Genomic DNA, 10927 nt, shown 5'->3' with positions numbered 1-10927 from the left:
GTGATCTCCTCAGGGACATAATCAGTATGTCGGAAGATCTCTAAAAGTGAATGGTTCGGTTAAGCGGGATACTTACACTGTCATCCCACGGAATAATAACTCTATCCCCCAGTCATGGTTCTCTTCCATGCAAAAACACTTAAAAATAAATAATATTTCATTTCATGTTGTTACATCAAAATTTTGTTATCCATCAATTTTCCTATATACCCCCCACCCCTATATGCGTATACTCCCACCCCCTATACACTGGAGGATTCATATGCCACATACTGTTGCTGAAAAAAAGAAGGTGCTGACAAGAGTCAGACGAATTAAGGGACAGTTGGAAGCCCTCGAACAGGCCCTGGAAAGGGGGGAAGATTGCAGTCCGATTCTCCAGCAAATTACATCAATTCGTGGGGCAATGAATGGCCTGATGGCTGGGGTGCTTGAGAGCCACCTGCGCGAGGAGCTGATGAATTCCAATACTACTGTTGAAGCGCGGGAATCATCGATTGAAGACGCGGTAACGTTAATTCGGACTTATCTGCGTTAAATTTCGTTTTTATCGAAGTCCTTTCATTGGGCTTCAACGTTCATTTATTTTGAGGAAATGCCATGAAATCACGTGCTGCAGTTGCATTTGGTCCAGGAAAACCACTGGAAATTGTGGAACTAGATGTTGAGCCGCCTCACGCGGGTGAGGTGCTGGTAAAAATAACACATACCGGTGTCTGCCATACTGATGCTTTTACCTTGTCCGGTGATGACCCCGAAGGCGTATTCCCTGCCGTACTGGGACATGAAGGTGCAGGTGTTGTCGTAGAAGTGGGTGAGGGTGTGACCAGCGTTCAGCCGGGCGACCATGTGATTCCACTTTATACCGCGGAATGTGGTGAATGTTTATTTTGTAAATCTGGTAAGACTAATCTCTGTGTTGCCGTGCGCGCTACACAAGGCAAAGGCCTGATGCCGGATGGAACAACCCGCTTTTCCTATAAAGGACAGCCTATTTATCATTACATGGGGTGTTCAACTTTCAGTGAATATACGGTAGTCGCCGAAGTTTCTCTGGCGAAAATCAACCCAGAGGCTAATCATGAACACGTTTGCTTATTAGGCTGTGGGGTGACAACTGGTATTGGTGCTGTTCACAACACGGCCAAGGTTCAGCCAGGGGATTCAGTGGCTATTTTTGGTTTGGGTGGCATCGGACTTGCTGCGCTACAAGGTGCCCGTCAGGCGAAAGCAGGACGGATCATCGCCATTGATACTAACCCGGCTAAGTTTGAACTCGCCAAAAAGTTCGGTGCAACGGAATGCCTTAATCCTAATGACTACGATAAACCTATTCAGGAAGTGATCATTGAGATGACCGGATGGGGTGTGGATCATTCATTTGAATGTATCGGCAATGTTAATGTCATGCGCTCCGCACTTGAAAGTGCTCATCGTGGTTGGGGCCAGTCCGTCATTATAGGTGTGGCCGGTGCCGGGAAAGAAATTTCTACCCGTCCGTTCCAGCTTGTGACAGGCCGTCAGTGGAAAGGTTCTGCATTTGGTGGCGTGAAAGGGCGTAGCCAACTGCCTGGCATGGTTGAAGATGCTATGAAAGGCGAAATTGAGCTTGAACCTTTTGTAACTCATACCATGGGACTCGAAGACATCAACGACGCTTTTGATCTGATGCACGAAGGTAAATCTATTCGTACTGTGATCCATTACTAAATCTCATTTTTTACAGTCACATGCTGCGTATTCCTCGCAGCATGTCATTAACGTTTCAACTGGAGTGATGCTATGAACATAATTAAAATCCATCCTGCTATCGACAATGGAATTGCCAAATCGGATGAGAACTTCACAGGTGGAACACTGCAATGTCTGTGTGACAGTGATAAAGTTGAAGTACGTGTGAATGCCCAAACATTGCATAACCATGCCTGTGGCTGCAGTAAATGCTGGAAACCTGAAGGTGCTACGTTTGCCGTTATTGCCGTCGTTTCCCGGGACCAGGTCAGCGTAATTTCGCACGCTGAGAAATTACAGGTTATCGATGAAAATGCAACCATACAGCGCCATGCTTGCAAGGAATGTGGGGCGCATATGTATGGCCGTATTGAGAATACGGAACATGCCTTTTATGGGTTGGATTTCGTGCACACTGAACTGTCTCCTCAGACAGGATGGTCTGCGCCGGGTTTTGCTGCGTTTGTGTCCTCGATCATCGAAAGCGGTGCGCCGGTATCTCAAATGGACGCCGTTCGCGCTCGTTTGGGGGAAGTGGGGTTGCCAGCATACGATTGTCTGTCTCCAGTACTGATGGACGTATTGGCTGCCCACTCAGCTAAACAGAAAGGCACATTTAAAGCCTAATAATATTGAATATTTGGCATTTAAATATTTTCATTATTAACAACGACTTTTGAGTTCAATTAAATAGTTTCCCACTAGTTGAGTGCGTTGTTTTTAATGGCCGCAGTCTTTATGTCACTTTCTCACCAGTAATAGAAATGTTCTGGTGAGTTTTTATTTTCAATGTGCTAGACCTAATTGCTAGAGAGCATCTTTTATCATGAAGCAGGTGGCTTAGTGTTTTGCGTATTATTGATGTTGAATTTATTTTAAGTGAAAAAGTAAATTAATAAAGTAACTATTTTTATGGGGGGATAAGGAAAACACCATAAAAAATCACATATACGCACGCTCAGCTAAAACAAAAAGTTGGGAAAGATGCAAACTCTTCTTTTGATCTGCACTTTTCCCAAGGATTACAATTCATCTGACTGATAATCAGTTTTTGTTGAAATATTCAATCCAGGGTTCACGTATCCCCTCCACATTTTGTTGAAATATATGGTTTATTCATGCTCAAAGAGAATATAAACGATTTAATTGCCTTTCTGGCAGTTGCTCAAGAGCTGAGTTTTACTCGTGCAGCCGGAAAGCTTGGCCTTTCACAACCGGCCCTAAGTCTTTCAATGAAAAACCTTGAGGAGAGAATGGGAATTCGTCTTCTGACACGGACAACACGAAGTGTTATTCCTACAGAAGCTGGTGAGCGTTTGGTCAAAGCATTAGGGCCTCACTTTCACGACATTGAAGTTGAACTACACGCGATGAAAGATTTACTAAAAACGCCATCGGGGAATATTAAAATAACAGCGGGCGAACATGTAATGGATTACTACGTTTGGCCAAAATTATTGGAATTTATAGAGTTGTGGCCAGAAATTAATATTGAGGTGACTGTTGATAATGGCCTAACTGACATCGTCAAAAACCGATATGATGCAGGGATAAGGATGGGTAATCAGATTTCAGATAATATGGTCGCTATACCAGTTACACCTGAAATCAAAATGGCTGTCGTAGGTTCTCCTTGTTATTTTTCCACCAGAACTAAACCTAAAGTCCCTTCTGATCTTGAGTTACACACATGTATTAATATGAGATTGCCCACGTTTGGTAGTGTCTGCATTTGGGAGTTTTCACAAAACGGCGACACACAGAAGGTAAAGGTAACCGGGCAATTAACAATAAATGCACTACGGCATAAAATTAACGCCGCAATTTCAGGTTTTGGTTTGATTTATGTTCCGGAAGATACCGTGATTGAGGAGGTGAAAACTGGAGAACTTATTCGTGTTCTTGAGGACTGGTGTGAGTCACGCCCTGGTTATTCGATGTACTATCCAACCCGAAAACAACACACAACAGCGTTCTCGATGTTAATTAAAAGCTTGCGTTGTTACTAGTTTTATTGTTATCGAAGAATTTGGTGTGAATTGATTTATAAGTTCAACTTATAACTGTTAGATGAAAATATCGGCTTACCTTAAACGAGATTGAATGATATTCTTTTTCATATTATTGAGAGATCTTGTTATTATTCTCATTATTGTGATCTATTTCTTCTGTAGATGATTTTCTAATAGCATTAAGGCACATGCCTATAAATTCTTTATACCTCTCTTCTATTTTATTTTTCGATGATAATTGATTTATAAACTTACAGACCTTCAAAGGCTTTTTTATAATGTCTAGATTTTTCATCAGCCATCCAATATTTGCCTGGGTGCTAGCAATACTTATTATGCTAATAGGGACTTTGTCAATTATTCGTTCTTCTGTTGAACAGTACCCTGACGTAGCACCGGTTGCAATTCAGATTGCTGTCACTTATCCCGGCGCGGATGCGGCTACGTTGCAGAATACGGTTACACAGGTCATTGAACAAAACATGAGTGGTCTCAGTCGCCTGATGTACATGTCTTCCTCAAGCGATGCTACTGGCTCTTTACAGCTGACCTTATCTTTTGAGAATGGTACAGATCCTGATATTGCTCAGGTTCAGGTCCAAAATAAACTCCAACTTGCAATGCCTCTGCTGCCACAGGAAGTTCAGCAACAAGGTGTTACAGTAAAAATATCGTCAAGCATTCCCTTTCTTGTGCCGGGGTTTATTGATGTGTCCGGGCGGATGGGTATGGAGGAAATATCAGATTATGTTGCCTCAAATATAAAAGAACCTCTGGGCAGAATTATGGGGGTTGGTGATATCACTCTTTACGGTTCACAATATGCAATGCGTATCTGGTTGAATGCCAATAAATTAAACAGTTATCAGTTAACACCGGTTGATATCATTGATGTTATTAAGGCACAAAACGCTCAGATAGCTGCAGGGCAGGTTGGAGGATTACCGGCTGTAAAGGGGCAGCAAACCAATGCATCTATTATTGCTCAAACTCGTCTTACCTCTCCAGAGGAATTTGGCAGAATACTGGTTAAGGTTAATGCGGATGGCTCTCAGGTGACACTGCGTGATGTTGCCCGCATTGAGCGAGGAAGTGAAAATTATCAGTTTGTTGTCAAAATAAACGGTAAGCCGTCAGCAGCCCTTGGTATTACGTTAGCCAGTGGGGCAAATGCACTAGATACGGCGGCAGCCATTCGTGCAAAGTTAACGAAAATGCAAAAATATTTTCCTGAAGGCTTAAAAGTTGTCTATCCGTATGATACGACTCCGTTTATCAAAATCTCATTCAATGAAGTCGTAAAAACTCTTTTTGAAGCGATACTGTTGGTCTTTCTGGTGATGTATCTTTTCCTGCAAAATTTCAGGGCGACACTCATCCCGACGATTGCAGTGCCGGTCGTATTACTGGGTACATTTGGCATCGTGCATGCCCTCGGCTATTCCATCAATACCCTGACGATGTTTGGCATCGTTTTAGCCATTGGGTTACTGGTTGATGATGCAATTGTTGTGGTTGAAAATGTTGAGCGGGTTATGTCGGAAGAAGGCCTGGGGCCTAAAGCGGCCACTCGCAAGTCAATGCAGCAAATACAAGGCGCGCTGATTGGTATTACATTGGTGCTTTCCGCGGTATTCGTTCCAATGGCCTTTTTTGGCGGCAGTACTGGCGTGATCTATCGCCAATTTTCTGTGACGATCGTGTCTGCTATGGCACTTTCAGTCCTGGTGGCCCTCACCCTCACGCCTGCACTCTGTGCGACATTACTCAAACCAGAACATAGTTCACGTAAATTACCACTTTTCAGTTGGTTTAACCGACGTTTTGAGGCAAGTGCAGTGCACTATGTGGATACCATTGGGAAAATGATCAGCCATCCGGGGCGGCATCTGGTAATTTACACGTTGATTGTGTTGCTCATGGTTTTTATGTTTCTGAGATTACCAACATCTTTTTTACCTAATGAAGACCAGGGGGTTTTAGGGTCTCAGGCCAATTTACCGGCAGGAGCAACGCAAGAGCGAACTCAAAAGGTGTTAGATACACTCAGCGATTATTATCTCACCCAAGAAAAGAATAATGTTGAATATGTCATGACACTCAATGGGTTTGGGTTTGCTGGCCGTGGTCAAAATCAAGGCTTTGCGTTTATTGGGTTTAAAGATTGGAAAGAAAGACCTGGGAAAGAAAATAAAGTTGATGCTATTGCTGCACGTGCGACAGCTGCATTTTCAAACATCATGGATGCGCAGATTGTTGCCTTTAATTTCCCTTCGATTATTGCCTTGGGCAGCGCCACAGGCTTTGATTTTGAACTAATTGATGAAGCAGGACTAGGGCATGAAAAACTCATGGAGGCCAGGAATACACTGTTAGAACTGGCTAGCCAGCATCCCAATGTATTGTCTGCCGTGCGTCCAAACGGCATGGAGGATACACCGCAATTTAAGATTCTGATTGATCAACAAAAAGCATCCGCACTGGGATTATCACTGGCCGACATCAACAGCACTTTAGGTACTGCTTGGGGAGGAACGTATGTCAATGATTTCATTGACCAGGGCAGAGTAAAAAAGGTGTATATAATGAGCGATGCACCTTACAGAATGATGCCGCAAGATATCAATGATTGGTATGTCAGGGCAACCGATGGAAAAATGGTGCCTTTTACCAGTTTCACCAGCACTCAGTGGGTATATGGCTCACCACGGCTTGAGCGATACAACGGATTGGCTGCGGTTGAAATCCTTGGCCAACCGGCATCAGGTAAAAGCTCGGGAGAGTCCATGCAACTGATGGAAAAATTGGCCAGTCAGTTGCCTGACGGCATTGGGTATGACTGGACGGGGATGTCCTATCAGGAACGTATGAACGGCCAACAAGCGCCCGGATTGTATGCGATATCCTTGCTGGTTGTCTTTCTTTGTCTGGCTGCCCTTTATGAAAGCTGGTCTATTCCTTTCTCCGTAATGCTGGTTGTACCCCTCGGGGTATTAGGTGCTTTGCTCGCGACCACAATTCGGGGATTAAATAATGATATTTATTTCGTTGTCGGACTCTTAACCACCGTCGGTTTATCAGCAAAAAATGCAATCTTGATCGTTGAGTTTGCGAAAGATCAGATGGAGAAAGAGGGCAAAGAAATCATCGAAGCTACGTTGGATGCTGCCAGAATGCGCTTGCGTCCTATTATGATGACCTCGCTCGCTTTTATCCTTGGAGTGCTCCCGCTGGCAATTAGCACTGGGGCAGGTTCGGGAGCACAGAATGCAGTAGGTACCGGGGTCATGGGGGGCATGCTGGGTGCAACTGTACTTGCTATATACTTTGTCCCGATTTTCTTCGTTATCGTCAGGCGTCGGTTTGGGTCAACGCGCTCAGATGAGCCGGGTGAATAAAGTTCTGTTGTGAAAGATGACATTTCCCGCTGGGGTGATTTCAGGGCCGGCGGAAAACTTATACTGCACTGTTTCATTAATCCTGAATATTCCGTCTTTTTATTCCGAATTAACCGGAAAGACTGCTTGTTTTTCCTACATCGTAAGATCGGTATAGTTTCACTCTATTGGTGCTTATCGGTAGATATCCTCTCAGAATCTCAGTTAAACACTTACAGACAATTCTTTTACGTTTCTGTCTTGAATGACGAAAGGAAATACAGTTGCTTACACGCGAAAATATATTCAGCGGAGACTATGTCAGAACGCATGAAAAATTATTCCCGGCAGATATGCTTTGGGATATCGAGAAAATTCATTCATCAATGTCCTCCGTTTTGCTTGACCGAGTGCCGGGCGAACCAGTTTGGATCTTCGCTTATGGTTCCTTAATGTGGAACCCATTAATTGTCATTGAGGAAATGCACCGCGCCGAGTTGCAGGGGTGGCAACGCCGGTTTTGTATCAGACTAACCTCAGGCCGTGCGACACCGGAGTGTCCTGGAAGAATGCTTTCGCTTGATGCTGGCGGGAAAACTCAAGGGATGGTGTTCAGACTGCCAGATGCGGGGATGGAGAAGGAGCTGATGCTGATCTGGACCCGTGAAATGATCACCGGCCTTTATAATCCTGTCTGGGCCAGTGCCAGATTAAGTACTGGTAAAACGTTGCAAGTGCTGGCTTTTGTATCGGATATCAACCATCCATTTTACGAATCCGATAGCAGTACCGCCGCAGTGATTAAGTCGACGGCAGTTGCCAAAGGATATATGGGTACCAATGCAGAATACATCACTCAGCTCGATTCAACCCTAGCCTCCTGGGGCATGAAAGATGACTATGTTGCAGATATTGCGGGGAAGCTGCGGATTACGGCATGAGTAGGGAGGTGCAATATAAATTATCAGGGTCTCACAGACCCCACCCGTGTGACGATAAAGTCGACAAATGACTTGATCTTAGGAAGTGGCTGTCGGCTCGATGGCCATAATACGCACACATCGCGGTAGTCGATGATAAAATCTTGCAAGACTGAAACCAGGCGTCCTGTGGTTATAGCGCCTTCCACAATAAAATCAGGCAACAGCGCAATCCCTAATCCGGCTTCAGTCATGGTGTGCAATGGGTCGATGGCATTAGCAACGCAAGACTGTGGAAGTTCGAAGGACAGAGGGTGCTTGTTGACATGTAAGGGCCACAAGTCTAGTTTTCCGCTGGTTGGAAAACGATAGCGCAGACACGCATGAGTTTTTAACTCTTCAGGGTGTATAGGCAAGCCACGCTGTTCCAGATAACCGGGCGTTGCCACTAGAAGATGTTGGTACCCACGTAATGGACGTATCGTAAGCCGAGAATCATTGATCATTCCAATGCGAATGGCGGCGTCAAATCCCTCATCAATGATATTGACCAGACGGTCGCTAAAATCCAGCTCAAGTTCTATCTGAGGGAACTGCATTTGAAACTCAATGAGGTATGGCATCAGATGTGTGCCAATTTGCGGTAGAGCAACGCGTAGCTTACCCTGAGGTTCTGCCCGTGCTTGGCTTAGCTCATCCCTGGCAACATCAAACTCAGCCAAGATGCGCTGACAGCGTCCGTGAAATATCTGACCTTCTGCTGTGAGCGTAATCGCTCTCGTAGAGCGGTGAAACAAGCGAACACCAAGTTCTTCTTCAAGCCTCACGATAGCTTTCCCTACTGCAGACGACGAAATTCCCAACCGGCGTCCAGCTTCGGTAAAGCTACGCGTTTCTGCTGCCTGGACAAATGCCCCCAACGCCCCAAAATAATCCATTGCCATCGCGCCCCCTCATTGTGTCATATTATTCCGATATATTGTGAATATAAGCCTATTTTTCTTTCAACGGAAGCACATTACAGTTTCTGGTACCTGATATTGGAGGTTGTACTTTTACAATCTGAGAATCATTTATAGTTAATGGAGACTGCAATGACGTCCATATCATCGCTGAATGTAATGCCCGCTGAACTTTTACAACACCCCGGATATGCACGTGTTTTTCAACCAGGGCATCTGACCTTTGGGTTTATAGCCCCCCTAGAAAGCTATCCGGACAGTGCCGCCCCGACTCTAGCGGATCATACCGCTATAGCCCGAAAGGTGGATGATGCAGGATTTTCAGCCATCTGGCTTCGTGATGTACCTTTTTATGATCCCTATTTTGGCGATGTAGCGCAGATACTTGATCCACTGGTGTATGCCGGATATCTGGGAGCCATCACTCGCAATATCGCGATTGGAACCGCAGGTATCGTACTGCCTTTGCGGGACCCGGTGATTGTAGCTAAGCAAGCGGCGACTGCAGATCAGCTATTAGGAGGGCGCTTGTTGTTGGGGCTGGCGACCGGTGACAGGCCGGTGGAGTATCCGGCCTTTGGTATGGATTTCAACAACAGGAGTGCGCGGTATCGTGATGCCTTAGACGTTATCAAGGCTGTCACTGAACAAGAATGGCCAGTTCATTCTTCACGATTTTATGGCGACCTGAACGGAGCGCTGGATCTGGTTCCTAAACCTGTAAGCGGACGTCTACCAACCTTGGTCATTGGACATGCAGGTCAGACCCTTGAATGGTCTGCTCAAAATTCCGACGGCATGATTGCCTATCTCGCGAATCCTTTGAGCGTACCGGACATCATCAGTTCCTGGCGAAATGCTTGCCGAACCGATGTTTTCAAACCCTATGGGTACGGGACGTTTTTCGATCTCGATCGTGACCCGGATATGCCGGTACAGACGGGGCGTGTCTTGCGCGGGGGGCGCAATGCATTACGTGAACTTTGGCTTCGTCAGCAGGAACAAGGCGTGTCACATGTCGCTCTTAATTTCAAACCTCTGCAAAGACCGGCAACAGAAGTGATTGATGAGCTTGGTGAGTATTTACTCCCCTATTTTCCAAGCCTGAATCTTGGAGGACAACCATGATAAGGCCTCTTCATCATATGGATTTTATTTTCCAGACAAAGCTGGGTACTTACCCTTTATCGGCACAGTGTGAAATGTTATCTGAACTGGGCTATCAGGGGTTGACGGTTTCGGCATGGAGTAAGGAGCTATCGTTATTGCCGATCGTTAAGGAACGCTGGGGATTGGATATCGGAGCAATTTACCTCATTTACCGACCGGGGCTTGAGTCATTTGTGAATAACATTGTTGAATCTGTTGAAGGTGTCCACAGCATTGAACTTGCACTTCATTCAGGCGACCACGTTAATGATACCGATCGACGTATGCTCGAACACATGTTACCGATTTGCGAACGTCGGGGAATAACTGTCGCACTCTATCCCCATGTTCGTTACGGCATGCAAACCACCTCAGAGGCAGTCGCTCTTTGCAAAGAATTTAGCCACCCCAACTTAGGCATTGTTTTTAACGGGTATCACTGGTTTGCCAACCAGGAAAAAGAGCTTGAGAGACGATTAGATGCAGTATGTCCATGGCTAAAAAAGGTCAATCTTGCAGGTTGTCGGCTCTCGCCATTAGGTTGGGGCGGAGTGGCCACCATCGAACCCCTGGATGAAGGTGAAATGGATAATTTTGTGTTGCTTGGTGCACTTGAGCGTCGCGGTTATCAAGGGCGTTATGGTGTTATGGGATGGGAAAGTATGGGGGGAGACGTCTATGGCAACTTACAACGTTCTGAAGTGGCATTCCGTTCTATGGAAAAGCGTCTGTTTGCCCATCCTGACTGGGCCATCATGATCTCTTCAGATATTTAG

At 45.4% G+C, this 10927-nt stretch carries 9 protein-coding genes; 8 read left to right on the top strand and 1 reads right to left on the bottom strand.

What is annotated here, in order from left to right; translation table 11 throughout:
- Nucleotides 1-262 precede the first annotated feature (262 nt).
- The 6 genes from frmR (at nucleotide 263) to DXU84_RS23790 (ending at nucleotide 8061) form a co-directional block, all read left to right on the top strand.
- Entirely contained in the window at nucleotides 263-538 is a 276-nt protein-coding gene (gene frmR, locus DXU84_RS23815; RefSeq protein WP_153376765.1) for a formaldehyde-responsive transcriptional repressor FrmR, read from the top strand.
- Nucleotides 539-600: 62 nt separating this feature from the next.
- Nucleotides 601-1710: an S-(hydroxymethyl)glutathione dehydrogenase/class III alcohol dehydrogenase gene (locus tag DXU84_RS23810; RefSeq protein WP_153376764.1), complete on the top strand. Its 1110-nt coding sequence runs from the start codon at nucleotides 601-603 to the stop codon at nucleotides 1708-1710.
- A gap of 72 nt (nucleotides 1711-1782) precedes the next feature.
- Nucleotides 1783-2358: an S-(hydroxymethyl)glutathione synthase gene (gene gfa, locus DXU84_RS23805; RefSeq protein ID WP_153376763.1), complete on the top strand. Its 576-nt coding sequence runs from the start codon at nucleotides 1783-1785 to the stop codon at nucleotides 2356-2358.
- 491 nt (nucleotides 2359-2849) lie between these two features.
- Complete coding sequence (locus tag DXU84_RS23800; RefSeq protein WP_153376762.1) at nucleotides 2850-3740, top strand: LysR family transcriptional regulator; 891 nt, start codon at nucleotides 2850-2852, stop codon at nucleotides 3738-3740.
- Nucleotides 3741-4021: 281 nt separating this feature from the next.
- A complete protein-coding gene (locus tag DXU84_RS23795; RefSeq protein WP_153376761.1) occupies nucleotides 4022-7141 on the top strand; it encodes an efflux RND transporter permease subunit in 3120 nt (1039 codons plus the stop codon).
- Between the two features lie 263 nt (nucleotides 7142-7404).
- Entirely contained in the window at nucleotides 7405-8061 is a 657-nt protein-coding gene (locus tag DXU84_RS23790) for a gamma-glutamylcyclotransferase (RefSeq protein WP_153376760.1), read from the top strand.
- Nucleotides 8062-8084: 23 nt separating this feature from the next.
- Here the strand turns inward: DXU84_RS23790 and DXU84_RS23785 are convergent, their stop codons facing one another.
- Nucleotides 8085-8984 carry a LysR family transcriptional regulator gene (locus DXU84_RS23785; protein ID WP_370461824.1) on the bottom strand — a complete coding sequence of 300 codons (900 nt, stop codon included), beginning with the start codon at nucleotides 8982-8984 and terminating at the stop codon, nucleotides 8085-8087.
- Nucleotides 8985-9134: 150 nt separating this feature from the next.
- On the opposite strand from DXU84_RS23785, the gene DXU84_RS23780 reads away from it, so the two are divergent.
- Nucleotides 9135-10130 carry a TIGR03571 family LLM class oxidoreductase gene (locus DXU84_RS23780; protein WP_228389053.1) on the top strand — a complete coding sequence of 332 codons (996 nt, stop codon included), beginning with the start codon at nucleotides 9135-9137 and terminating at the stop codon, nucleotides 10128-10130.
- Between the two features lie 17 nt (nucleotides 10131-10147).
- Nucleotides 10148-10927 (top strand): TIM barrel protein, encoded by a 780-nt coding sequence (locus DXU84_RS23775; protein ID WP_228389052.1) that lies wholly within the window; start codon nucleotides 10148-10150, stop codon nucleotides 10925-10927.

This window comes from Rahnella sp. RcJ3 (assembly GCF_009498575.1).
Lineage (GTDB): Bacteria > Pseudomonadota > Gammaproteobacteria > Enterobacterales > Enterobacteriaceae > Rahnella > Rahnella aceris.
The sequence above is the reverse complement of the archived record's forward strand: the minus strand, read 5'-3'. Positions and strand labels throughout refer to the sequence as shown.

Excerpts from the sequence above, each read along its gene's own strand:
- frmR (WP_153376765.1), top strand. The coding sequence starts at position 263 with ATGCCACATACTGTTGCTGAAAAAAAGAAGGTGCTGACAAGAGTCAGA.
- DXU84_RS23810 (WP_153376764.1), top strand. The coding sequence starts at position 601 with ATGAAATCACGTGCTGCAGTTGCATTTGGTCCAGGAAAACCACTGGAA.
- DXU84_RS23775 (WP_228389052.1), top strand. The coding sequence starts at position 10,148 with ATGGATTTTATTTTCCAGACAAAGCTGGGTACTTACCCTTTATCGGCA.
- DXU84_RS23785 (WP_370461824.1), bottom strand. The coding sequence starts at position 8,984 with ATGGCAATGGATTATTTTGGGGCGTTGGGGGCATTTGTCCAGGCAGCA.
- DXU84_RS23780 (WP_228389053.1), top strand. The coding sequence starts at position 9,135 with ATGACGTCCATATCATCGCTGAATGTAATGCCCGCTGAACTTTTACAA.
- gfa (WP_153376763.1), top strand. The coding sequence starts at position 1,783 with ATGAACATAATTAAAATCCATCCTGCTATCGACAATGGAATTGCCAAA.
- DXU84_RS23795 (WP_153376761.1), top strand. The coding sequence starts at position 4,022 with ATGTCTAGATTTTTCATCAGCCATCCAATATTTGCCTGGGTGCTAGCA.
- DXU84_RS23800 (WP_153376762.1), top strand. The coding sequence starts at position 2,850 with ATGCTCAAAGAGAATATAAACGATTTAATTGCCTTTCTGGCAGTTGCT.